The following is a 21,324-nucleotide window of genomic DNA, read 5'->3' as shown; positions in this document are numbered from 1 at the left end:
TCGTATCAACAGATGCGCTATGCGCCCGGTGGCGGCGGTGGCAGAATGGTAAACAGCTGTGCCAGTTCCTGCACATCCTCGGCCTTTTTCCAACCGTCCTGACCTGCCGTCCACACATGCGTATCGCGCGTGATTTCGCCATCTGTCGCCATGCGGCCCATCTTTGCCTTTGAAAACGGCCCGCTGGTTTGGCCATCAACCGCGATGTGCCAGACATGCTCAACAGGCGGCGGAGGCGGCGGTGCCGCATGTGCTGCCGGTTGCGGGGCAGCGGGCGCCGCACCGCCCCACGGGCCTGACGGCTGACCCGCTGCCATGTTTGACATCTGCTGTGCCATCGCCATACCCATTCCCATCCCGAGGCCAGCACCCATGCCGCCTCCCTGACCGGGATTATTGGCTGCTGCCGTCATCGCCTCGGCCGCCGAATACTGGGTGAATTTACCCAGATCGCCCGCCAGCCCCATCGAGGTGCGCTTGTCCAGCGCAGCTTCGACCGCAGGCGGAAGTGAGATGTTCTCAATGTAGAATTCGGGCATTTCCAGCCCATAGCCCTCGAGCACGGGCGATACCTCTGCCGCGATCAGCTTGCCCAGATCGGCGGTGTTGGCGGCCATGTCCAACACCGGAATGCCAGATCTCGCGATGACGCGGCTGAATTCCTGCACGATGATGTTGCGGATCTGGAAACTGATCTCGTCCATGGTGAATTCACCATCGGTACCGACAATCTCGACCAGGAATTTCGCAGCATCTTTGACACGGACGGTATAGGTGCCAAAGGCGCGAATGCGGGTCGGCCCAAATTCCGGATCACGCAGCATGATAGGGTTTTTTGTACCCCATTTCAGATCGTTGAACCGGGTCGTGTTGACGAAGTAGACCTCTGACTTGAACGGAGACTGGAACCCATGATCCCAGTGCTGCAACGTTGTCAGGATCGGCATGTTATTGGTCTCAAGCATATAGAGACCTGGGGTGAACACATCCGCCAGCTGACCTTCGTGAACAAAAACGGCGGCCTGCCCCTCGCGCACGGTCAGCTTGGCACCGTATTTGATCTCGTGCCCCTCGCGTTCGAACCGCCAGACCATCGTGTCGCGGGTGTCATCGACCCAGTGAATGACATCAATGAATTCTCCGGTCAGAAAATCAAAAATTCCCATCGGGGTTCTCCTGTATTTGGGGTTAGAGCGGCTGCCCCATCAATTCGCGTGCAATGATCCGCACGACCGGCCGTGCCTCATCGGCGGTCATGCCGGGCTTGAGACGGGGGTCGTAGAGCATTGTGAGAAGTTTCTCGTCGTGGCTGGTCAGTAGGGCGAACTCGTCATCGTCGTTGAAAATCGACGGACGGGCAGATGGGCTGTCATTAGGCAGCCCCACCCCTTGCGCAATTTCTTCATGGATACAGCTGAGCCGTACCAGATCGGGATGTTCAGCGCGCACCAGCGCGACCGCCCGGATATAGGTCGAGCCGCCCGTCGAGGACGCGAACACGAAGCAATAGAAAGAGCGCGGCAAATCTTCGAACAGATCAAGCTGGCTCTGGCTGATGTTAGGCACTAGTTGCTTGAGGCGAGCCTGAACATAGTCCGTGTCATCCTGTCCGGCGACAAAGACATGGAAATTGGCGTTGCGACTTACGGTTGAGATCGGGTGTCCGGTCAGCCGGTTCAGGCGAGAGGAAAACGCCGAGATCCGCGCGCTGTCTTCCTGCCGCAGCTGTGGCGGAACGGATGGGCCGAACTCAGCCCGGATACGAATTGGGCCGGACCACCGATTCAGTTGCCCTCTGGTTCGGGTTCTTCCCGCGCCAACTCCGGGTCCCGAGTATTCATTGTAGAATGCAATTGTTTCGAAGTTTCGCGCCAGATCATCCGCATCATAAGGCGTGTCGGGGCCACCGCCATCGGTGCGCAACAAACCCCGTGTCAGCAGGTTGTTTTGCACGCGTTCGTAATATCGGGCCAAATCAACACTTGCCGCAGACGGCGCGACATAGGCGTTGGCAGGTGCGGGGGCCGAAACCTGCACAGACTCCGCTGGTGGCCGAGGGCTCAGCGCCGCATCGCAACTAGCAATCGCCAAGAGGGACAGGCCAGCCAAAACGCGGCTTGCCTTGATGTTGTGCAGCGGCACGTCCGGTCCGCCCTTAGCCCGGAACTGCGGTACCGGCATTGTCGCCGATCCCGTCTTTGCGGGCCTTGGCGGCCGCCAGCGTATCGCGCAGTTCGACCTCCATTTTCTGCAGCTCTTGTTCGGCCGCAGCACGTTTGGCTTTGCCCTCGTCGGCGATGGCAAGGCTTTCGTTGATCGTTCCGATCAGATCGGCATTGGCCTGTTTGACAGCTTCGATGTCAAAAACACCGCGCTCCATCTCTTCGCGGATCATCTTGTTCGATTCGCGCAGGTTGGCCGCGTTGGCGGTCAATAACTCGTTGGTCAGATCATTTGCATCCCGCACGGCCGCCGCAGCTTCGGCGCTGCGTTGGATCGTGACCGCCTGTGCCAATTGTGTTTCCCAAAGTGGCACCGTGTTGACCAGCGTTGAGTTGATCTTGGTCACCAGAGATTTGTCGTTCTCTTGCACCAACCGGATTGACGGCAGCGACTGCATCGTCACCTGTCGCGTCAGCTTCAGGTCATGCACACGGCGTTCCAGATCATCACGGGCGGCGCGCAAATCGCGCAGCTCTTGCGCCTTCATGACCTGCTGATCCTCAGGCGCAGCCTGCACATCGGCCTCTTTCTCGGGAATCTCTTGGCTGTCCAGCTCGGTCAACTTCTCCTCACCTGCCGCAATATAAAGCGCCAGTTCATCATAGAACCCGAGCGTTTTTTCATAGAGCATATCCAGAGACTTGATGTCTTTCAGCAGCGTATGCTCATGTCCAAGCAGGTCGTCGGTGATGCGATCGATCTGTGACTGAATATCTTCAAACCGCGCGGTGAACTTGGCAAACGGTGCCGCCTTGCCCAGCAGTCGCTCCCACCAGCTGCGTTCGCGTCGTACGTCCAGTTCGCTGACCGAAAAGCCACGGATCGTGGTGACGATGTTGCGCAGACTGTCACCGGCGGGGCCAACATCCTTGTTGCGCACATCGGCCAGCATGGCCTGGCTGATCTCTTGCAGTTCCGCCTGTGCCGAAGACCCGAACGAGACGATGGAATTGGTGTTGCCCATGTCGATCTCATCCATCCGCTTGCGGATTTCGGCGCTGACCGGTTCATCAGCCTCTTCCAGTGGGACAACTGTGGGCTGGGGTTCAGGCAGGGTAACAGCGGTGATTTCCTGAACCAGCGCTTCGGCCTCGACCGCCTTGTTCTTAATTTCATCGGACATGGGGATGTTCCTTGTTCAATATGGCCGGTCAGTCCAACCGGACGCCTTCGCGCTGCAGTCTTTCGCGCAGCACGTCAATTTCAACCGTTAGATCGCTACGGTCATCCAAAAGCATTTTACGGGTACGGGCGGCAAAGTTCTGCTCCAGATCATCCAGCAGTGCCGCATAGTCAGCCAGCGACTGCGCATCCCGTGTACGGGCATAAACGTCGGCGAATTTCACCGTCGCATCACGGGCGCCCTGTAAATAGACGGTCAGGAATTTACGTGCGCCTGCCAGATCACGTGGGTCTTCCTCGACCGTGCGAAACAAATCGCGAGCGGTGGTCTGAAACTGCTCAACGCGCGTCTCGATCTTGCGATCGCCCGCGCGCTGGACCGCGTCTAGCATCTGATCCAGATGCGCCTCGGCGTCCTCGACCACGCGGGCGACGCGGTCCTGTTGGAAGGTGTCGATGCCCTCCATGCCTTTGTCCTTCATCGGGTCAAAGCCAAAGGCACAGGAATGCAGCGCCGTCGCCGCCAAGCCATACAGTGCCGGAGCGATCAGGCTGACCTGCGCTGCGGTTTCGGCATCCACAAGCTCTGACCGGTAAGAGGCAAGCGCTGCCCCAAGCCCGGTCAGCACACTGGAGAATATCTTGCGCGGAAAAGCCGGGCGGCGCGCAGTTCGGCGTGCATGATACTCTGCCTCGGCGCGCAATCCTTCGCGCAGCAGCAAGGCCGCGGCGGTCAGCAGCCCCGCGCCTACAAGGCCAAGGCTCAGGCCGACGGCCCCATCATTCAGCGACAGAAATATCAGTGGGACGGCGGGCAGAAACAGCAAATTGGCCCGGGCGCCCGCCGGATTTACGCGCGCGCCATCGAACTGTCCGCGCTGGGGCGGTACGTTTTTGGTGCTGGCACCGCCGCTGGGGCTGAATTTCCCGCCATATCGTTTCGCCATGCGTCTATAAGCCCCCCAGCAATCCGGTACAGACGCCAAATAACAGCAATATCAATGCAGCATACGCGAGTTTTTGCACCCCCGACCCGGACATAGCGCTCCTCAAATCACAATGGACAAGGAAAAGTTAGTGTATGCCCGGCCCGGACGCTAGGGGGAAGGTTGCCTAAGCGTTGTCAGTTGCGTGGTTTCTTGCCGCTCGGTGCCCGTTTTCTTTGCGGCCTTTGGGGGCGTTTGGCTGTGGGCTGCGGATTTGCCTCGGCATCAAGCCCCAACTGATCGCGGATCACTCGTCGCCGCAGCTCTTCGACCTCGCCGGGTTTCAAGTTGCCCAGCTGAAAGGGGCCATAGGACACCCTGAGCAGCCGGTTCACGCTGAAACCGATATCTTCCATGGCACGCCGGATCTCGCGATTCTTGCCCTCACGTAGCCCAACGGTCAGCCATGCATTCGCGCCTTGTTGCCGATCCAGCGAGACGGTCATGGGCTGAAACTTCTCTCCGTCTATCACCAGCCCTTTGCGCAGAGGGGCAAAGTCGTCCTCTTTCGGGCGCCCATTGATCCGAACCCGGTATTTGCGCAGCCAGCCGGTTGCGGGCAGTTCAAGTTTGCGTTTGATGCCGCCGTCATTGGTTAGCAACAGCAAACCTTCCGAGTTCAGGTCGAGCCGCCCGACGCTCATCACCCGGGGTAAATCCTCGGGCAGCTCGTCGAAGATGGTTGCGCGACCTTTTTCGTCACGCGTTGTTGTCACAAGACCTGCGGGTTTGTGATACAGCCACAGACGCGCCGGTTCCGGTTCGGAAACGGGTTTACCATCAACGGTGATCTTGTCTTTGGCGGTGACGTTCAGGGCCGGGCTGTTGATCGCCGCGCCATTCACCGTCACACGGCCTGCTTCGATAATGCGTTCCGCTTCGCGGCGCGAGGCGATACCTGCGCGGGCCAGCACTTTGGCGATCCGGTCGCCGGTAGGGGTGGTTTTGCTCATACCCCGGCCATAGCGCATCGCGCCAACTTGCGAAAGCCGGGTTTCTGAGGCAGTCAGGGGCATGACTTTCAGATCGCATATGCATCTGGCGCTGCAAGAGGCGCGCGCCGCCGCCGACCGGGGTGAAGTTCCGGTGGGTGCCGCCATCGTCGCCGCAGACGGCAAGGTGGTGGCGTCTGCGGGCAATCGAACGCGCGAGTTGAAAGATCCTACCGCTCATGCCGAAATGCTGGCCCTGCGGTCGGCCTGCGCCGCACTGGGGTCAGAGCGGCTGCCGGAGCACGATCTTTACGTCACGCTGGAGCCCTGCGCCATGTGCGCCGCCGCGCTGGCAGCGGCGCGTATCCGGCGCATCTATTACGGGGCGTCAGATCCCAAATCAGGCGGGGTGGCCCATGGGGCCCGGGTGTTTTCGCATCCACAGGCGCATCACACCCCTGAAGTCTATGACGGGATCGCTGCTGATGCCTCGGCAAGTCTGCTCAAAGCGTTCTTTGCGGCGCAGCGTCGCTGAGGCGCATCCCGCTCGGACGGGTCATATGGTGATCGGTTGCATCACCTCTGGTTCGATGACGGTAACACCTGGCAACCCGTCAGCCAGCGTTTGCGCCGACTGTTCGAGAACCGGAAATGTTTTGTAGTGGCAGGGGATTATGGTCTTGAAGTTAAAGTATCGCTTGGCCGCATAAGCCGCGCCCTTCATATCCATCGTGAAATGGCCGCCCGCCGACAGAATTCCGATATCGGGCTTATAGTAATCTGCCATCCAGTCCATGTCGGCCATGATATCGGTATCACCTGAGACATAGACCATATGACCCTCTACCGCGATCATATAGCCGACCTCTGTTCCGCCGGTCCGCAGGCCGTCTGGCGTCGAAAAAGTCGAGCTGTGGGAGGCTGGAACCATCGTCACCATCACGCCGTTCAGGTTCACGGTTCCGCCCTTGTTAAAGCCCACCGTCTCGATCCCTTCTGCCTCGGCCCAGTATCCCATCAGGTCATACTGGCCCACGACGGGTACTTTCATGTGCTTTGCCAGTGGCAGCACATCAACCACGTGGTCAAAATGCGTGTGTGTCAGCAGGATATGTGTGGCGCCGTCAACGGCCGCGTCATGCTGATCCTCAGGCAGCGAAGGGTTTCCCGTCAGCCAAGGATCGATGAGAAAGACCTGACCTTCGGTTTCAATGCGAAAGCTGCCGTGGCCCAACCAGATGATATTCATAACAGATCCTCCTGAAATACATTTCTGAACAGCGTAACACCCGCTATGTAAAAATCTATGACGTGGATGCAGGAAATTGATGGCTATTGTGAGCGGTTGTCCGCTGCCTATTGGGCCGAGCCGGTAAATGCGGTCACAAACGCGGCGTTTGTTCTGGCGGCGATTGTCATGTGGATGCGCCTGCGCGGGCAGGGGATGCATCTGGCTAATCTTTTGACTGCTCTCTTGATGGCTATCGGCATCGGCAGCTTTCTGTTTCATACGCATGCGCGCGTCTGGGCCGCCATTGCGGATGTTGCGCCGATCCTGATGTTCATTCTGGTCTACATCTATGCGATCAACCGGGATATCTGGGGCTTCAAGGTTTGGGTTTCGCTGGCGCTGGTGGCGGCGTTTATCCCATATGCCGCGCTGACAATCCCTGTCTTTCAACTGATCCCGGGCCTTGGCGGGTCGGCGGCTTATGCCCCGGTGCCCTGTTTGATTCTGATCTATGCCGTCCTGCTGCGAAAAAGGGACGTTCAAATCGCCAAAGGAATGAGTATCGGGGCCGCGATTCTGATCGTTTCAATCACCTTTCGGGCGCTGGACGAACCGCTGTGTGGTCATCTGCCCTTGGGAACCCACTTTATGTGGCATGTGTTGAATGCCACCATGTTGGGCTGGATGATCGAGGTCTATCGCCGCGCACTTATTCGTGCGCGCCACCCATAGCCATTGATTAGGTGCGCCTGAGGTCAGTGGGCCCTGGCCCTAGCTGTTGAATGCGCTGGCCAGATGTTCGGGCAGGTCGAATTCCTGCAGCACGCGCGCCCGACCGTCATCAGACATTTTACGGGCCGTTTTCTCGACGATGCTTTGAATCTTTTCGGCCGAGTGCTTTGCCGCAAACGGCTGAAAGTACCATTTCAGGAATACAAAGCAGATAACGTCCTCCAGCGCCTGCACCTCGGCGTCGCGCTTGATGCCCTGTTTGCGCAGCATGCGGCCTGCTGCGTCGACCTGATCGGGTTCATATCCTGCCTTGGTCATCAGATCGGTGACAACCTTCGCATGATGTTCGCCCTGCGCCCTGCGCCACGCCAGGTATCCGGCCCGTCCTTCGGGATATTCTGTGCGGGCCAGTTTCCAGCGTTCAACATGCTGACCGCGCGCGGCGATCTGCAACGCCTCAGAGGCACCCGGGAACAAGCGGTCGAGTTCAGCCGTCATACGCTGACCATAGAGCAGCGTTTCAGGTTGCCCCTCTTCAGTTTTGGGATCTGCTGCATTGGCCGCATCAATGGCATCCAGCACCTGTTGCATCCGCTTGCTCATCTGTCGCTCCAGTTCTTGCGAGGCGCATCTGTTTTGTTCTGATCCGGGCATCGGACCCAGACAGAACTTCTGTTTGCAATCAAAAATGAACCAGAGAGCAGGTGCAACCCGTTTGCGTTGACGGAAGCGGTCGTCGTGAAATTATGGGCCGGGCCATCTGAGGGGGATCATGGCCCGGCCGTCTTGCAACTCCCAGCCGATCACTTGCGGATGGTGGTTTTGTCCTTCGACACCTGACCAGTCGGCTGATCAGGGAATGTCAGCGATGGCGTCAGGTGGGTATTGGGCACACCCAAAGCCAGCGCCGGTGCGGACAAGGTTGCAAGGATAAGCGAAAGGGCGACCAGTGGGGACTTCATGGCTGTTCTCCTTACTGAACTGTTCCGTTCACTTGATTAAGGGGTGAGGGCGCCGCCATTCAATCGCAAAAGTGAACTATTTGGTTTACTTTTTTGCATAGCCGGTATTCAGATTTGAGCAGGTCAGCTGCAAAATGGGGGGTGAGGCGCGAAAATCGGTGGCGGAATGCACCGCATGCACCGGCGGTCTTGCGACTGCTGCGGCAGACGGGTAAATGCCCCTCTGAGCGTACATGAGGGAAGCCGATGTCGATTGACCAAAGCACCGCCGCCAAGGTGGCCAAACTGGCCCGGATCAAGGTCGAAGATGACGCGCTGCCGGCGCTGGCATCTGAGTTCAACACCATCCTTGGGTTCATCGAGCAACTGAACGAAGTGGATGTCGACGGTGTCGAGCCGATGGTTTCGGTCACGCCGATGCGGCTGAAACGGCGTCAGGATCAGGTCACCGATGGCAATCAGCAGGACAAAGTGCTGTCCAACGCCCCCGACGCCCGCGAAGGATTCTTCGCAGTCCCCAAAGTGGTGGAGTAAGACATGAGCGATCTGAACAAACTGGGTCTGGCCGAGGCCCGCGATGCGCTGCGGGCCGGTGACGTGACCTCGGTCGAGTTGACCGAATCCTGCCTGAAGGCAATTGATGATGCCGACGCGCTGAACGCGTTTGTCCACAAAACGCCCGAGATCGCGTTAGAGCGTGCCAAGGCCGCAGACGCACGGATCAAGGCGGGCGATGCGCCATCGATGTGTGGTCTGCCGATCGGTATCAAGGATCTGTTCTGCACCAAGGGTGTGCCGTCGCAGGCAGCCTCGAAGATCCTTGAAGGTTTTAAGCCCGAATACGAATCCACCGTGTCGCAGCAACTGGCCGATTCCGGTGCCGTGATGTTGGGTAAGCTGAACATGGACGAATTCGCCATGGGCTCGTCCAACGAAACATCCGTTTATGGCAACGCGGTCAGCCCGTGGCGGCGCGGCAACGAAGACGCGCAACTAACGCCGGGCGGCTCGTCCGGCGGCTCGGCTTCGGCTGTGGCTGCTGACCTGTGTCTGGCTGCGACCGGTACAGATACCGGCGGTTCGATCCGTCAGCCTGCTGCCTTTGTGGGCATCACGGGTATCAAGCCGACCTATGGCCGCTGTTCGCGCTGGGGTGTCGTCGCCTTTGCCTCCTCGCTGGATCAGGCCGGCCCGATGACGAAAAACGTGCGTGACGCGGCCATCATGCTTGAAACCATGTGCGGCCACGACCCCAAGGATTCCACCAGTGCCGAACTGGCCGTCCCGAATTTTGAGGCGATGCTGACCGGCGACATCAAGGGCAAGAAGATCGGTATCCCCAAGGAATACCGCATGGACGGTATGCCGGCCGAGATCGAAAAGCTCTGGGCCGATGGCGCCGAGATGCTCAAGGCCGCAGGGGCCGAGATTGTCGATATCTCTTTGCCACATACCAAATACGCGCTGCCCGCCTATTATGTGATCGCTCCGGCCGAGGCGTCTTCGAACCTCGCCCGCTATGACGGTGTCCGGTACGGTCGCCGCGCAACGCTGGCGCAGGGCGACGGCATTACCGAGATGTACGAAAAGACCCGCGCCGAAGGCTTTGGTCACGAGGTTCAGCGCCGCGTCATGATCGGCACTTATGTACTGTCCGCTGGCTTCTATGACGCATATTACAACCGCGCCCGCAAGGTCCGCACCCTGATCAAGAAAGACTTCGAAGATGTCTTCGCCGCTGGTGTTGATGCGATCCTGACCCCGGCCACGCCGTCTGCCTCTTTTGGGTTGGGTGAGATGACCGAGGCCGATCCTGTTCAAATGTATTTGAACGACGTCTTCACCGTGACCGTGAATCTGGCGGGGCTGCCCGGTATTTCGGTTCCGGCCGGGCTGGATGCGCAGGGGCTGCCGCTGGGGCTGCAACTGATCGGTCGCCCGTGGGAAGAGGGCGATCTGCTCAACACCGCCTATGCGCTGGAAGCCGCCGCCGGGTTTGTGGCCAAGCCAGCGAAATGGTGGTAAGCCTCGGGGCAGCAATAAAACAACGCATAGCGGAGCAGCCAAATGCGCAAGATGCTTCTGATTCCTGCCCTTGGGGTGATGGCGGCATGTGATACTGTCGCCCCCGTTGAGGGAACCGGGTTTAACACCTACGAGTATCAGGCGCAGCGCGAGGCGCAATTGGCGGGGCAGGGTGCCACGGGCAGCCTGATCCTGCCGCCCTCAGACGTGTCTCAGCAGCCGTTGCCCGCAGACGGTACTGCCCAAGCCTTTCCATCCGCGACCGGTGACAGCGCGAGCGACATCGCCAATCAAACCGCCGCTGCATTGGCCACCACATCGGGCCAGCCGGGGGCAGTCGCCCCAGTCACGCCATCCAACAATGTTGGGATCTCGGACGAGCAGGACTTTGGCGCGGTGTCCAACCGCCGCAGCATCGAAAACGATGCGGCCCGGATTGAACAAAACCGGCAAACCTATGAGGTCGTCGCCCCCACAGCCCTGCCGGAACGCGGGCCAGACGGGCAGCCGAACATCGTGCAATATGCGCTCAGCACCAACAACCCTGTCGGTGCGCAGGTCTATAGCCGCGCGGGGTTCAACCTGCAGGCCAAGGCACAGCGCAATTGCGCCAGATATCCGTCATCTGATCAGGCTCAGATCGATTTTCTATCCAATGGTGGGCCTCAGCGGGATCGCAAAGGTCTGGACCCGGATGGGGACGGTTACGCCTGCGCTTGGGACCCGACTCCGTTTCGTAGTGCCGTCAGCAACTGATCTGGTGCAGCCGATCTGGCACCCCTCGCCAAACTTTGGCGCGCGGCGGGATGGGCAGATGCCTGGATTGATCGTGCTCCACTATACCGCGATGCAAACCGCGCAGGACGCGCTTGACCGCTTGTGTGATCCTGCCGCCGAAGTGTCAGCGCATTACCTGATTGCCGCCGACGGAACCTGTTGGCAAATGGTGCGCGAGACGGATCGCGCATGGCATGCCGGTGCGGGTGAGTGGCGGGGGCAGGGCGATGTCAACTCCCGCTCGGTTGGCATCGAACTGGACAATCGCGGGGACCACCCGTTTGCCGAGCCGCAGATGGCAAGGCTCGAAGAGCTGCTGCCCCACCTCATGATACGCTGGAATATTCCCCCCGAAGGTATCATCGGCCATTCAGACATGGCGCCGGGCCGCAAAACCGATCCCGGCCCCCGTTTTGACTGGCAAAGGCTGGAACGTCAGAACCTTGCACGACAGCGTCTGAGCGGCGCACCACCGCGAGATTTATCAGCAGACAGGTTTCGCACGCTGGCGGAGGAAACCGGTTTCACCGCTGATACCGATGATGAGACGCTGCTCGCATCCGTTCGCCTCAGATATCGGCCCTGGGCCCAGGGCCCGCTGCACCCTGCTGATTTCGTGCCGCTTGGGGCTGCGGGGCAAGAAACCTGATCCATACTTCGTTGGTCTCTTTCGAGTGTATCCACTCTTGACGCGCCCCAACTCAAAGCATACCCAGCCCTCGCGCGGAGGGCCGGATGGCCGCTGGGGTGCAAACCCGAGAGGAAAGTCCGGACTCCACAAGGCAACGGTGCCGGGTAACGCCCGGGCGGGGTAACCCGACGGAAAGCGCCACAGAAATCAAACCGCCTTGCGTGTCACAGGTTCGCTTGCGGCAATATCAAGGTAAGGGTGAAACGGTGGGGTAAGAGCCCACCGCGCCCCTGGCGACAGGGGCGGCACGGCAAGCCCCACCGGGAGCAATGCCAAATAGGGTCCCCGCGCGGACCGGTCGGCGTCAGCCGATACCGCCGCTAGGCTTGCCTTGGCCAAGAGGGACCGGGTTGGCAGCTTGAGCTGCGCAGTAATGCGCGGCCTAGATGAATGGTCGTCGAAGGGGGTAACCCCGGAACAGGATCCGGCTTACAGGCCCTCCGCGCATAAGTGAGATACCTAAATATCATATATGTTCGCCTTCCATCACGGGATTGGCGATGCGCCAAACGGCCTGAAGGCGACTGATCGGGGGACCGGTACGAATTGTGCCGATCCACAGCCGATTCCGGTTGACTCAGGCGTGCGAGCGGGTAAAAGCGCACGCTCATAGGAATTCAACCGAAAGGCCCCTGCCTTTTCGGACGCAGGAGATAACCATGGCGAAGCCGACGACAATCAAGATCCGTCTGAACTCGACCGCGGGCACGGGCCACTTCTACGTGACCAAAAAGAACGCGCGCACCATGACTGAGAAGATGACCGTTCGTAAATACGATCCGGTTGTTCGCAAGCATGTCGAGTACAAGGAAGGCAAGATTAAGTAATCTGCCCCCTGTAACAGACTTTGTTTCAAAAGGGTTCTGCCGGTGCAGAGCCCTTTTTTCATGGCGTCCGCGGCGTTGAGGCTATGCTCGCGTAATATGGTCCGTTGCAGAGGCGCATCAGCCCCAGAGGCATTCTGCATGGCTGTGGCTTGCAATTGTACGCCACCTGCCGCTACGCTTCAGCAAATCGCTACAAAATGTTGACCGTCATGAAAAAAATCTTGTTGCCTGCACTTGCCGTCCTGACACTTTCAGCCTGCGAAGACCCGTTCAATCGCGAAGGTGTAGGGTTCACGGGTATTGATGGCGAGCCGCGTACCGTATCAGACGTAAAAGGGGCGGTGGCATTCCTGCCCCCCGCGACCAATGTTCCGGCTGAGCTGGCCGAGCTTCCGACCGTTCAGGTTGCCAGCGACCAGACCGAGCTTTCGAAAGTTGCGGGCGTTGCCATCTCGAATGGCGGACGCAACGATGTCAGCGCGGTACAGCTGTCGGATACAAACACCAATCTTTATCTCAGCACTGTCAGCGTGAACGGCACTTTGTTTGGAGTGTTGCGCACGCGCACCGACAGCGTCAGAGTGGAAAACTCGATCGGGACCATCTTCGGCAGTGAGACCGAAAGATTCACAGGCTGCCTTCCGGCGGGTGATGTGTACCGCAGGGGCAATTCCTCGCGCAGCTCGGGTTTCGCGGTACCGCTGAACTGCAGCTGATCGACCAACTTAGTCAGAGATTGGCCCCTGCGATTGCGCGGGGGCTTTTTTATTTCTGTCACTGATCTGTTCGCCATTCAGCAAACCGCATAACCGGGCTGAGGCCCGCGCGTGACATAAGCTTTGCTGAGGCGGTATTGAACTCGGCATACGTTGTGGCAAGAACGTCTGCCCCGGCCTCCACGGCCCTTTTGCGCACCTCGTGCAGCAGCGATAGCCCGATGCCTTTCTTCCGATGCGCCGCATCTACGCAGATATGATGTATCATCGCGCGGGTCTCGGATACGCGGAACGGGGTCGCTGCTCTGCGCTCGATCTCATATATGAGATACCCCAACAGGTGGTCATCCCGGGCAACCCCCAGAGCGTATACATCAGGCATCGATAGCCAGGATTTCAGATGCGCTGACATTTGCGGATCATCCGGCAGCACCGCGTAGCGATCCGGGTGATGTGCCAGGTGCAGATCGTGTACCTGATGCAACAGCGGCAGCAGCCGATGCGCCTGATCCGGTGGGATCGCGTGTACTGACATTTCTGTCTCTCCAAACAAAAAAGGGCGGGTCATTTCGGACCCGCCCTTCGTGTTGAATTTTGAACCGTGTTATTCGCGGTTTCCAAGCAGCTGCAGCAGGAACATGAACATGTTGATGAAGTCCAGATACAGGCTCAGAGCACCCATGATGGCTGCTTTGCCCAGCCATTCCTGATCACCCGAATGCGCCATTTGCAGGTAGGTGTTCTTGATGTTCTGCGTGTCATAGGCCGTCAGACCGGCAAAGATCAGAACGCCGATGACCGAGATCGCAAACGCCATGGCCGACGAGGCTAGGAAGATGTTGACGACCATCGCAACCAGCAGGCCGATCAGACCCATGATCAGGAACGTCCCCATGCCGGACAGGTCTTTCTTGGTTGTGTAACCATAGAGCGACAGGCCCGCAAAGGCGATCGAAGTGATCAGGAACACCTGAATGATGGATTCGCCGGTAAAGGCGATGAAGATCCAGCTGATCGACAGGCCCATCACAGCGGCGAATACATAGAACACCAATTGTGCAGCAGCGGCCGACATGCGGTTGATACCTGCGCTAAAGCCGAAGACAAAGGCCAGTGGCAGGAACATGATGACCCAGCGCAGCGGCGATGCGTAGATCGAATAGCCGAACGACGTCAGATAGGTATCTGCGCTCAACTGTGCCGCGGCGGCGGACGGGTCGGCGGTTGTCGCAAGACCGGAAATCGCCCAAGCGGCGAGGAATGTGATGAACATGCCCACGGACATCGTGCCGTAGACTTTGTTCATGTGGGCGCGCAGGCCCTCGTCAATCTCGGCAGCGCGCGCGCCAGCGGCCGTCCGGATTGTGTCGAATTGTGCCATTAAGGGTCTCCCTTCGAAATTTCTTTGATCTGTCCACAAAAGCGGACTGATTTCTTTGCAAATATCGGGCAGAGAGGCACATGTTTCAAGGGTTTTGCGCCCAAAACTGGACGATTTCCGTCTGTAAATTTGACGGTTTGGGCGGGCAAACCGTCAAATCCTCGCATGTGGTAAAACTCAACTAGCGTTTGTACCAATTGTCAGGTGCGTCCCAGAACGAGCGGGCGGCCTCTGCCTCAGCCTCAGCCCGAGTCACGCCGATGTCCCTCAGCGCCCGGTCGTCTAGCCCTGCAAGGGAACGGCGCTGACGTGCAAGTCCCAATAGGTTCCAGAAACGCAAGCGCTTTGAGGTGCTCTTGCGCCCGCAGGGTTTTGAGAGTGCAACTTGGGTCATGATTGTTGTCCTTTCCTTGCTGCGTGATGGTTTTCCGTCTTCTCATCAACTTCCTTGATTTATATGGCGCAGCATGTCACATTTTGAAAATGAATGTTTATGACGGAAACCATAAGGGTTCTTGAACATGCGAAATCTGGATATCACCACGCTGCGCTCCTTTGTGGCCGTTGCCGACCATGGCGGTGTGACCCGTGCAGCGGGTTTCTTGCATCTGACGCAGTCAGCGGTGTCGATGCAGCTCAAGCGGCTTGAAGAGCTTTTGGGTCTTGAGCTGTTGGATCGCAGCGGCAGAACAATCGCGCTGACGGCGTCGGGCGAGCAGCTGTTGGCTTATGCAAGGCGGATGGTTGCACTAAATGACGAGGTCATTTCGAAGCTGACTGATCAAGCCTTTGAGGGAGAGGTAGTGTTGGGGGTTCCGCATGACATTGTCTATCCGGTCATACCCCGCGTCCTGCAGCGCTTTAACGCCGATTTCCCGCGTGTCAGGGTGCAACTGATTTCGTCCTACACCATGCAATTGAAAGAAATGTTTCAGCGTGGCGAGTGTGATCTGATCCTGACGACCGAAGCCTCAGTGGCCGATGGCGCGGAAATTGTCGCCGAGCTGCCCCTGCGCTGGATTGGCGCACCCGGCGGGTCGGCCTGGCGCAAGCGGCCTATCCCGCTGGCCTTGGGGCGGCGGTGCATGTTCCGCCCGCAGGTGATCGCCGCACTGGATGAGGCCGGTATCCCCTGGGAGCTGTCGGTCGAAACCGAGAATGACCGCACCATCGAGGCCACCGTCAGCGCGGACTTGGCGGTTCATGCGATGCTGGACGGCACAGAGGCCGCGCATCTCGAGAAGATCGACTCAGGTGGCGTTTTGCCCGAATTGCCGGGGCATATGATCAACCTCTACGGAGGTGCCGCCGGCCGCGGTGATGTGGTCGAAGCGCTAGCCGGGCTGGTTCGGCAGAATTTCCTGCTGCTGGGCGGCCCGTCTCTCAAGGCGGTTGCCGGGTGACACCTGTCAGGGCGTGATGACGATCTTGCCGGTCGATTTGCGCTCTCTCAAGAGCGTCATGCCTTGCGCCACATCGCTGAGCGGAAGGATATGGCTGATATGCGGCTTGATCCGCCCCTCTGCATGCCAGCGAAAGAGGGTGTCAAAGCTGTTGCGCACAATGTCGGGTCTGAAGGTCAGGTAGCCGCCGATATAGACGCCAATCACCGTCAGGTTTTTGACTAGCAGATGATTGGCGGGGATTTGTGGCACCTCGCCGCCCGCAAAGCCTATGGGCAATATGCGTCCTTCGGGGTTTGTGGCGCGGAAGGCGGCTTTGAAAACCTCGCCGCCGATTGCGTCGTAAACAACGTCTGCGCCGCCCAGAGCTTTGACGCGGGCACGCAGATCCTCGTTGGCGTCGATCAGATGATTCGCGCCGGCAGCTTTGGCCACAGCCAGCTTGTCCTCTCCGCGGGCCTGCGCAATGACAGTTGCCCCCATCAGTTTGCCGATCTCTACCGCTGTCAGGCCAACGCCCCCTGCGGCGCCCGTGACCAACAGCGTTTCCCCGGGTTGCAGGCGTGCGCGATGTTCCAGCGCGATATGACTGGTGGAATATGCAATCTGAATCGCCGCAGCGTCTTCGAAACTGGTTGAGTCGGGCAGGGGAATCGTTCTTGCGGCATCAAAGACACCATACTGGGCCAATCCGCCTTGCCCCGAATAAACCGCCACACGGTCCCCAACTTTTAAGTTAGCGACATTGTTTCCAATTTCATCAACAATACCTGCGATTTCCAATCCAAGAGTAAACGGGGCGGCGGGCGTATCCTGATACGTTCCTTTCTGCATCAGAAGATCTGCAAAATTCAGGCCGCAGGCGCGGATCGCCACGCGAACCTCTCCATCGCCCGGAATTGGTCGTTCAATTTCACACAGTTGGGCGGGGGTGCCCTCTGATTGAATTCTATAGGCCAGCATCAGTTCTCTCCGTCTTGACGCCATAGGTGACGGGTGGCGGGCGTTTGTCAATCTCTGTGGAATTGCTGCCAATGGCAGCTTCGACGTCTCGTTGTTTCCAATACGGAGACATTCTGTTCTTGCCTGCTCGCATACAACCACAAACCTTTGTAGTTTGTTACCTACTCAACCTTCTTGAAAAAAATCGCAAAAGCGTCAATATTGGCGCATGGTGCTGTTTCGGGGGGCACAACCGATTTAGGGAGTTCTTAATCGATTGGCCGCTAACATGGTGGTCACGATTGAAGTCGGACTGGCCCGGACGGTTGTGTGTGTAGTTAGAGGAGAATACCAATGACCCATCACGTCGATGTCCATGTGGGCAAGCGCGTCAGACATCGCCGCTGGCTGATTGGAATGACGCAACAACAGTTGGCGCAGCAGGTCGGTATCAAGTTTCAACAAATCCAAAAATACGAAACGGGGGCCAACCGTATCAGTGCTTCGCGTCTTTGGGACATTGCCGAAGCACTCGACGTTCCGGTCAGCTTTTTCTTTGAGGGTCTCGAAGAGGTTCAGAAGGAAGGTTCGGACAAGCAATCTGTACCAGCCGATCTGATGGGCGACAAAGAAGCTTTGGATCTGGTGCGCTCGTACTATGCGATTCCCGAGAATCAACGCCGCCGTCTGTTTGAACTGGCTCGTGTCCTCAGCGACGTGGCCTGATCTGGCTTGACAGCGTGGTGAACTGCGCGCACGGGTAGCGCATGCAGAACATCCTGTCGAACGACCTCGAGATTGCGAATAAAATGGCCGACGCGGCGCGGGCGGCCATTCTTCCTTTTTTCCGGAACAGCAATCTGAAGGCAGACAATAAGCTTTCGGGTGGGTTTGATCCCGTAACCGCTGCCGACCGCGAGGCCGAGCTGGCCATGCGCGCGGTATTGTCGGAACACTGCCCGGATGACGGGATATTGGGGGAAGAGTTTGGCGCGGTCGATGGCAGCAGCGGACGGACCTGGGTTCTGGACCCCATCGACGGGACGCGCGGCTTCATCAGCGGCACTCCCACATGGGGCGTGTTGATCGCGCTTGCCGATGACAGCGGGCCGATCATGGGCGTGATCGACCAACCCTATATCGGTGAGCGGTTTGCCGGTTATGGTGGGGCGGCGTTTTCCATCGGCCCTCAAGGCCGGTCCGAACTGCGTACACGTCAGACGCGCAACCTGAGCGACGCTGTCCTCTTCACAACCTTTCCCGAGGTCGGGACCGAGGCCGAAGCGCAGGCGTTCCGGTCGGTCGCGCAGCATGTTAAGCTGACGCGCTATGGCATGGACTGTTATGCCTATGCGCTGCTGGCGGCAGGGCAAGTTGATCTGGTCATCGAGGCCGGGCTGAACGCCTATGACATTCAGGCCCCTATTGCGCTGATCGAGGCGGCCGGGGGGGTGGTCACGGACTGGCAGGGCGGGTCAGCCCATCATGGTGGCCGGGCACTGGCTGCGGCGAACCCCGAAATACATGCCGCCGCCTTGCATATCCTCAGCGCCTGGTAACCCTATTGTCGTTGCTCTGCGGCGCGACTAACATCAGCTCGGCCGGTTCTTGAGCCCGTTTTCCACCGGTATTCGCACTTCGGCATGAGGCGGGCAGATGCAGGAGCGCGAAACATGCCCGAACATCTTATCAAAAACGCAGATATTGTTCTGACAATGGATGACACCCGGTCAGAGCTTGCAGGGGCGGATATCCTGATCCGGGGCGGTCAGATCGTTGACATCGGCCACGACCTGACAACGCAGGGTGAGGTTCACGATGCCAGCGGATGTCTGGTGACGCCCGGGTTGGTCAACACCCACCACCATCTTTACCAGACGTTGACACGGGCGGTGCCCGGCGGACAGGACGCATTGCTGTTCGGATGGCTCAAGACCCTTTATCCGATCTGGTCCCGCTTTGGCCCGGATGAGATGTTTACCTCGGCGCAGATCGGGCTGGCCGAGCTGGCGTTGTCGGGCTGCACGCTCAGTTCCGATCACCTCTATCTCTATCCAAATGGCGGGCGGCTGGAGGATACCATTGCGGCGGCGGCAGAGTTGGGAATGCGCTTTCACCCTACGCGCGGCGCGATGAGCATCGGCGAAAGCGACGGTGGCTTGCCCCCAGAAAGCCTGGTCGAAACCGAGGCGGACATCCTCAACGATATGATCCGCGTCGTGGATGCCTTTCACGATCCGTCCGAGGGGGCCATGTGCCGGGTGGGGCTGGCCCCGTGCTCTCCGTTCTCGGTCAGTCGCGATCTGATGCGGGATACGGCGCTGCTGGCGCGCGACAAAGGCGTGATGTTGCACACGCATCTGGCCGAAAATGACGAGGACATCGCCTATTCCGAGGCCCAGTTTGGGTGCCGCCCCGGACAATATGCCGAGGATTTGGGCTGGACCGGCGAAGATGTCTGGCACGCGCATTGCGTGAAGCTGAACGGAGAAGAGATTGATCTGTTTGCCAGAACCGGAACCGGCGTTGCCCATTGCCCCTGTTCGAATTGCCGCTTGGGATCGGGTATTGCGCCCGTCAGGGCGATGCGGGATCAGGGCGTGGCCGTCGGGCTGGGCGTCGATGGATCGGCGAGCAATGACAGTGGCAATCTGGTTGCCGAAGCGCGGCAGGCACTGTTGTTGCAACGCGTGTCTCAGGGCGCCGATGCGATGTCATCCCGTGAGGCGTTAGAGATCGCAACGCGCGGCGGCGCAGATGTGCTTGGCCGCTCGGATTGTGGGCGATTGCAGCCGGGCAAACGTGCGGATATCGCGGTCTGGGATTTGCGCTGTGTCGAAAGCGCCGGCAGTTGGGACCCTGCGGCGCTGCTGCTGGCGGGGCCGACGGGGGTCAAACATGTGTTTGTCGAAGGCAGGCAGATCGTCCGAGATGGGCAGATCACGACAATTGACCTGCCTCGGGCCATCGAACATCAAAACCGGCTGGCGATGGCCTTGCAGAGCTAAGTCAGCTTGAGCCCCCCAACCGCCCGCCCGCCGATCCAGACATCGGCAATGGCGCGGTCGTCCCCCATCATGATTGTGGGAAACACGGCCTCCCACAGGGTATCGGCATGGGCTTCGCGCTGGGCGATGGCGGGGGTCGAGGCCAGATCCAGCACAACCAGATCCGCCTCCATGCCGGGTGCGATGTTGCCGATGCAATCGTCCATCCGCAGCGTCCGCGCTGATCCGACTGTGCCCAGCCACAGCAACTGCGCCGGATGCAGCGGGCGCCCGCGCAACTGGCCGACCTCATAAGCCGCAGCCATGGTGCGCAACATCGAAAAGCTGGAGCCGCCCCCGGTATCCGTCGCCAGCCCAACCCGGTGGCCATCCGCAATCAGACCATTCATGTCGAACAGGCCCGAGCCGATAAAGGTATTGGAGGTCGGGCAATGGATCAGCGCCGCGTCCACCTCGCGCAGCCGGTCACGCTCGCGCGGTTCCAGATGGATGACGTGGCCATAGAGGCCGCGTTCGCCCAGTAGGCCGAATTGCTCATAGGTATCAAGATAGTCGCGCGCATCGGGGAACAGGGATCGCACCCATTCGATCTCATCCGTCTGTTCGCTCAGATGCGTTTGCATCAAACAATCAGGGTGCTCGGCCCAGAGCGCGCCCATTGCTTCCAACTGATCTGGTGTTGAGGTGGGCGAGAAGCGCGGTGTGATTGCGTAAGACAGCCGGCCAACCCCGTGCCATCTCTCCAACAACGCTTTGGATTGATCATACCCGCTCTGAGCGCTGTCCCGTAGCCCCTCGGGCGCGTTGCGGTCCATACAGGTCTTGCCTGCCACAACCCGTTGCCCGCGGTGCTGGGCGGCCGTGAAAAACGCATCAACGCTTTCCGGGTGGATCGTGCAAAAGCTGCACATCGTTGTTGTGCCATGGGCTGCAGTCAGGTCTAGGTATCGATTGGCGATCTCAGACGCATATTCGGGTGATCCGAATTTCATTTCCTCCGGGAACGTATAGGTGTTCAGCCAGTCGATCAGCCGTTTGCCCCAACTGGCGATCATGGCGGTCTGGGGGTAATGCACATGCGGGTCGACAAAACCCGCCATGATCAGATGATTCCCATAAGCCTTAACCTTGGCTTCAGGATGGGCACGGGTCAGGTCCGCTGCGGCGCCAACTGCGGTGATGCGTCCAGCGTCGATCACCAGCGCCTCGTGTATTGTGGTCGCGCCGGTTGGCTCCCCGTCAAAAGGTGAGCTGTCAAAGCTGAGGATACGCCCCGTCAAAAGCGTCTTTTGCGCCATCTGCCCTGTTCTCCGCCTGTTTGGGACCGCATAGCAGCATATGCGGCGGAAAGATGTGGGTAAATTGG

At 59.1% G+C, this 21,324-nt stretch carries 25 protein-coding genes and 1 other RNA gene; 13 read left to right on the top strand and 13 right to left on the bottom strand.

Annotation, left to right across the window (positions count from 1 at the left end):
- Nucleotides 1-17 precede the first annotated feature (17 nt).
- The 5 genes from ACR0I7_RS07560 to ACR0I7_RS07540 form a co-directional block, all read right to left on the bottom strand.
- Entirely contained in the window at nt 18-1,166 is a 1,149-nt protein-coding gene (locus tag ACR0I7_RS07560; protein WP_480509605.1) for an SPFH domain-containing protein, read from the bottom strand.
- Between the two features lie 22 nt (nt 1,167-1,188).
- Nucleotides 1,189-2,181: a DUF2927 domain-containing protein gene (locus ACR0I7_RS07555; protein ID WP_480509604.1), complete on the bottom strand. Its 993-nt coding sequence runs from the start codon at nt 2,179-2,181 to the stop codon at nt 1,189-1,191.
- Nucleotides 2,156-3,346 carry a toxic anion resistance protein gene (locus tag ACR0I7_RS07550; RefSeq protein WP_480509603.1) on the bottom strand — a complete coding sequence of 397 codons (1,191 nt, stop codon included), beginning with the start codon at nt 3,344-3,346 and terminating at the stop codon, nt 2,156-2,158. Before ACR0I7_RS07550 ends, ACR0I7_RS07555 begins: the two co-directional genes overlap by 26 nt.
- A 28-nt stretch (nt 3,347-3,374) precedes the next feature.
- Nucleotides 3,375-4,292 (bottom strand): 5-bromo-4-chloroindolyl phosphate hydrolysis family protein, encoded by a 918-nt coding sequence (locus ACR0I7_RS07545; protein WP_480509602.1) that lies wholly within the window; start codon nt 4,290-4,292, stop codon nt 3,375-3,377.
- A gap of 176 nt (nt 4,293-4,468) precedes the next feature.
- Complete coding sequence (locus ACR0I7_RS07540; RefSeq protein WP_480509601.1) at nt 4,469-5,347, bottom strand: pseudouridine synthase; 879 nt, start codon at nt 5,345-5,347, stop codon at nt 4,469-4,471.
- On the opposite strand from ACR0I7_RS07540, the gene ACR0I7_RS07535 reads away from it, so the two are divergent.
- The gene (locus tag ACR0I7_RS07535; protein ID WP_480509600.1) at nt 5,346-5,798 is read left to right on the top strand and encodes a nucleoside deaminase; all 453 of its coding nucleotides are present in this window, start codon (nt 5,346-5,348) and stop codon (nt 5,796-5,798) included. The genes ACR0I7_RS07540 and ACR0I7_RS07535 overlap by 2 nt on opposite strands.
- 21 nt (nt 5,799-5,819) lie before the next feature.
- On the opposite strand, the gene ACR0I7_RS07530 is transcribed toward ACR0I7_RS07535, so the two are convergent.
- Complete coding sequence (locus ACR0I7_RS07530; protein ID WP_480509599.1) at nt 5,820-6,512, bottom strand: metal-dependent hydrolase; 693 nt, start codon at nt 6,510-6,512, stop codon at nt 5,820-5,822.
- A 57-nt stretch (nt 6,513-6,569) separates the two neighbouring features.
- Between ACR0I7_RS07530 and ACR0I7_RS07525 the strand changes: the two genes are divergently transcribed.
- Nucleotides 6,570-7,226: a ceramidase domain-containing protein gene (locus ACR0I7_RS07525; protein WP_480509598.1), complete on the top strand. Its 657-nt coding sequence runs from the start codon at nt 6,570-6,572 to the stop codon at nt 7,224-7,226.
- Nucleotides 7,227-7,265: 39 nt separating this feature from the next.
- Here the strand turns inward: ACR0I7_RS07525 and ACR0I7_RS07520 are convergent, their stop codons facing one another.
- Both ACR0I7_RS07520 and ACR0I7_RS07515 read right to left on the bottom strand, forming a co-directional pair.
- Nucleotides 7,266-7,829, bottom strand: coding sequence for a DUF4202 domain-containing protein (locus ACR0I7_RS07520; RefSeq protein WP_480509597.1), 564 nt, complete (start codon nt 7,827-7,829; stop codon nt 7,266-7,268).
- A gap of 200 nt (nt 7,830-8,029) precedes the next feature.
- Nucleotides 8,030-8,188: a hypothetical protein gene (locus ACR0I7_RS07515; protein WP_480509596.1), complete on the bottom strand. Its 159-nt coding sequence runs from the start codon at nt 8,186-8,188 to the stop codon at nt 8,030-8,032.
- A 246-nt stretch (nt 8,189-8,434) separates the two neighbouring features.
- Here ACR0I7_RS07515 and gatC point away from each other — a divergent pair, with 246 nt between their 5' ends.
- The 7 genes from gatC to ACR0I7_RS07480 all read left to right on the top strand — a co-directional run bounded on the left by gatC (nt 8,435) and on the right by ACR0I7_RS07480 (nt 13,224).
- A complete protein-coding gene (gene gatC / locus ACR0I7_RS07510; protein ID WP_008755884.1) occupies nt 8,435-8,722 on the top strand; it encodes an Asp-tRNA(Asn)/Glu-tRNA(Gln) amidotransferase subunit GatC in 288 nt (95 codons plus the stop codon).
- Nucleotides 8,723-8,725: 3 nt separating this feature from the next.
- Entirely contained in the window at nt 8,726-10,213 is a 1,488-nt protein-coding gene (gene gatA / locus ACR0I7_RS07505; protein ID WP_480509595.1) for an Asp-tRNA(Asn)/Glu-tRNA(Gln) amidotransferase subunit GatA, read from the top strand.
- 42 nt (nt 10,214-10,255) lie between these two features.
- On the top strand, nt 10,256-10,969 hold the full coding sequence (locus ACR0I7_RS07500; protein WP_480509594.1) for a hypothetical protein: 714 nt from the start codon (nt 10,256-10,258) through the stop codon (nt 10,967-10,969).
- A gap of 58 nt (nt 10,970-11,027) precedes the next feature.
- Nucleotides 11,028-11,639, top strand: a complete 612-nt coding sequence (locus ACR0I7_RS07495) for an N-acetylmuramoyl-L-alanine amidase (protein WP_480509593.1) — start codon at nt 11,028-11,030, stop codon at nt 11,637-11,639.
- Between the two features lie 74 nt (nt 11,640-11,713).
- An RNA gene (gene rnpB, locus ACR0I7_RS07490) (RNase P RNA component class A) lies at nt 11,714-12,129 on the top strand.
- A 211-nt stretch (nt 12,130-12,340) separates the two neighbouring features.
- Nucleotides 12,341-12,508 (top strand): 50S ribosomal protein L33, encoded by a 168-nt coding sequence (gene rpmG, locus ACR0I7_RS07485; protein WP_007799108.1) that lies wholly within the window; start codon nt 12,341-12,343, stop codon nt 12,506-12,508.
- Between the two features lie 209 nt (nt 12,509-12,717).
- Nucleotides 12,718-13,224: a membrane lipoprotein lipid attachment site-containing protein gene (locus ACR0I7_RS07480; RefSeq protein WP_480509592.1), complete on the top strand. Its 507-nt coding sequence runs from the start codon at nt 12,718-12,720 to the stop codon at nt 13,222-13,224.
- Between the two features lie 58 nt (nt 13,225-13,282).
- Here ACR0I7_RS07480 and ACR0I7_RS07475 read toward each other — a convergent pair whose 3' ends face one another.
- The 3 genes from ACR0I7_RS07475 to ACR0I7_RS07465 form a co-directional block, all read right to left on the bottom strand.
- The gene (locus tag ACR0I7_RS07475) at nt 13,283-13,759 is read right to left on the bottom strand and encodes a GNAT family N-acetyltransferase (protein ID WP_480509591.1); all 477 of its coding nucleotides are present in this window, start codon (nt 13,757-13,759) and stop codon (nt 13,283-13,285) included.
- 69 nt (nt 13,760-13,828) lie between these two features.
- On the bottom strand, nt 13,829-14,605 hold the full coding sequence (locus tag ACR0I7_RS07470) for a Bax inhibitor-1/YccA family protein (RefSeq protein WP_480509590.1): 777 nt from the start codon (nt 14,603-14,605) through the stop codon (nt 13,829-13,831).
- 181 nt (nt 14,606-14,786) lie between these two features.
- Nucleotides 14,787-14,999 carry a DUF1127 domain-containing protein gene (locus tag ACR0I7_RS07465; protein WP_480509589.1) on the bottom strand — a complete coding sequence of 71 codons (213 nt, stop codon included), beginning with the start codon at nt 14,997-14,999 and terminating at the stop codon, nt 14,787-14,789.
- Nucleotides 15,000-15,126: 127 nt separating this feature from the next.
- On the opposite strand from ACR0I7_RS07465, the gene ACR0I7_RS07460 reads away from it, so the two are divergent.
- On the top strand, nt 15,127-16,008 hold the full coding sequence (locus ACR0I7_RS07460) for a LysR family transcriptional regulator (RefSeq protein ID WP_480509588.1): 882 nt from the start codon (nt 15,127-15,129) through the stop codon (nt 16,006-16,008).
- A 6-nt stretch (nt 16,009-16,014) separates the two neighbouring features.
- Here ACR0I7_RS07460 and ACR0I7_RS07455 read toward each other — a convergent pair whose 3' ends face one another.
- On the bottom strand, nt 16,015-16,971 hold the full coding sequence (locus ACR0I7_RS07455) for an NADPH:quinone oxidoreductase family protein (protein WP_480509587.1): 957 nt from the start codon (nt 16,969-16,971) through the stop codon (nt 16,015-16,017).
- Nucleotides 16,972-17,304: 333 nt separating this feature from the next.
- Between ACR0I7_RS07455 and ACR0I7_RS07450 the strand changes: the two genes are divergently transcribed.
- The 3 genes from ACR0I7_RS07450 to ACR0I7_RS07440 all read left to right on the top strand — a co-directional run bounded on the left by ACR0I7_RS07450 (nt 17,305) and on the right by ACR0I7_RS07440 (nt 19,958).
- Nucleotides 17,305-17,676 (top strand): helix-turn-helix domain-containing protein, encoded by a 372-nt coding sequence (locus tag ACR0I7_RS07450; RefSeq protein WP_480509586.1) that lies wholly within the window; start codon nt 17,305-17,307, stop codon nt 17,674-17,676.
- A 41-nt stretch (nt 17,677-17,717) separates the two neighbouring features.
- On the top strand, nt 17,718-18,509 hold the full coding sequence (hisN, locus tag ACR0I7_RS07445; protein WP_480509585.1) for a histidinol-phosphatase: 792 nt from the start codon (nt 17,718-17,720) through the stop codon (nt 18,507-18,509).
- 114 nt (nt 18,510-18,623) lie between these two features.
- On the top strand, nt 18,624-19,958 hold the full coding sequence (locus tag ACR0I7_RS07440) for an 8-oxoguanine deaminase (RefSeq protein WP_480509584.1): 1,335 nt from the start codon (nt 18,624-18,626) through the stop codon (nt 19,956-19,958).
- Here the strand turns inward: ACR0I7_RS07440 and guaD are convergent.
- Nucleotides 19,955-21,256: a guanine deaminase gene (gene guaD, locus ACR0I7_RS07435; protein WP_480509583.1), complete on the bottom strand. Its 1,302-nt coding sequence runs from the start codon at nt 21,254-21,256 to the stop codon at nt 19,955-19,957. The two genes, ACR0I7_RS07440 and guaD, sit on opposite strands and share 4 nt — an antisense overlap.
- Between the last annotated feature and the right edge of the window lie 68 nt (nt 21,257-21,324).

The sequence above is a fragment of the Ruegeria sp. AM1 genome (assembly GCF_056540745.1).
The sequence above is the reverse complement of the archived record's forward strand: the minus strand, read 5'-3'. Positions and strand labels throughout refer to the sequence as shown.

Coding starts and splice junctions, on each gene's coding strand:
- ACR0I7_RS07515 (WP_480509596.1), bottom strand. CDS start 8,188: ATGAAGTCCCCACTGGTCGCCCTTTCGCTTATCCTTGCAACCTTGTCC.
- ACR0I7_RS07440 (WP_480509584.1), top strand. CDS start 18,624: ATGCCCGAACATCTTATCAAAAACGCAGATATTGTTCTGACAATGGAT.
- ACR0I7_RS07535 (WP_480509600.1), top strand. CDS start 5,346: ATGACTTTCAGATCGCATATGCATCTGGCGCTGCAAGAGGCGCGCGCC.
- ACR0I7_RS07560 (WP_480509605.1), bottom strand. CDS start 1,166: ATGGGAATTTTTGATTTTCTGACCGGAGAATTCATTGATGTCATTCAC.
- ACR0I7_RS07555 (WP_480509604.1), bottom strand. CDS start 2,181: ATGCCGGTACCGCAGTTCCGGGCTAAGGGCGGACCGGACGTGCCGCTG.
- ACR0I7_RS07465 (WP_480509589.1), bottom strand. CDS start 14,999: ATGACCCAAGTTGCACTCTCAAAACCCTGCGGGCGCAAGAGCACCTCA.
- ACR0I7_RS07500 (WP_480509594.1), top strand. CDS start 10,256: ATGCGCAAGATGCTTCTGATTCCTGCCCTTGGGGTGATGGCGGCATGT.
- ACR0I7_RS07525 (WP_480509598.1), top strand. CDS start 6,570: ATGACGTGGATGCAGGAAATTGATGGCTATTGTGAGCGGTTGTCCGCT.
- hisN (WP_480509585.1), top strand. CDS start 17,718: ATGCAGAACATCCTGTCGAACGACCTCGAGATTGCGAATAAAATGGCC.
- ACR0I7_RS07545 (WP_480509602.1), bottom strand. CDS start 4,292: ATGGCGAAACGATATGGCGGGAAATTCAGCCCCAGCGGCGGTGCCAGC.
- ACR0I7_RS07530 (WP_480509599.1), bottom strand. CDS start 6,512: ATGAATATCATCTGGTTGGGCCACGGCAGCTTTCGCATTGAAACCGAA.
- ACR0I7_RS07495 (WP_480509593.1), top strand. CDS start 11,028: ATGCCTGGATTGATCGTGCTCCACTATACCGCGATGCAAACCGCGCAG.
- ACR0I7_RS07540 (WP_480509601.1), bottom strand. CDS start 5,347: ATGCCCCTGACTGCCTCAGAAACCCGGCTTTCGCAAGTTGGCGCGATG.
- ACR0I7_RS07480 (WP_480509592.1), top strand. CDS start 12,718: ATGAAAAAAATCTTGTTGCCTGCACTTGCCGTCCTGACACTTTCAGCC.
- rpmG (WP_007799108.1), top strand. CDS start 12,341: ATGGCGAAGCCGACGACAATCAAGATCCGTCTGAACTCGACCGCGGGC.
- ACR0I7_RS07550 (WP_480509603.1), bottom strand. CDS start 3,346: ATGTCCGATGAAATTAAGAACAAGGCGGTCGAGGCCGAAGCGCTGGTT.
- ACR0I7_RS07450 (WP_480509586.1), top strand. CDS start 17,305: ATGACCCATCACGTCGATGTCCATGTGGGCAAGCGCGTCAGACATCGC.
- ACR0I7_RS07475 (WP_480509591.1), bottom strand. CDS start 13,759: ATGTCAGTACACGCGATCCCACCGGATCAGGCGCATCGGCTGCTGCCG.
- ACR0I7_RS07470 (WP_480509590.1), bottom strand. CDS start 14,605: ATGGCACAATTCGACACAATCCGGACGGCCGCTGGCGCGCGCGCTGCC.
- ACR0I7_RS07455 (WP_480509587.1), bottom strand. CDS start 16,971: ATGCTGGCCTATAGAATTCAATCAGAGGGCACCCCCGCCCAACTGTGT.
- gatA (WP_480509595.1), top strand. CDS start 8,726: ATGAGCGATCTGAACAAACTGGGTCTGGCCGAGGCCCGCGATGCGCTG.
- guaD (WP_480509583.1), bottom strand. CDS start 21,256: ATGGCGCAAAAGACGCTTTTGACGGGGCGTATCCTCAGCTTTGACAGC.
- gatC (WP_008755884.1), top strand. CDS start 8,435: ATGTCGATTGACCAAAGCACCGCCGCCAAGGTGGCCAAACTGGCCCGG.
- ACR0I7_RS07460 (WP_480509588.1), top strand. CDS start 15,127: ATGCGAAATCTGGATATCACCACGCTGCGCTCCTTTGTGGCCGTTGCC.
- ACR0I7_RS07520 (WP_480509597.1), bottom strand. CDS start 7,829: ATGAGCAAGCGGATGCAACAGGTGCTGGATGCCATTGATGCGGCCAAT.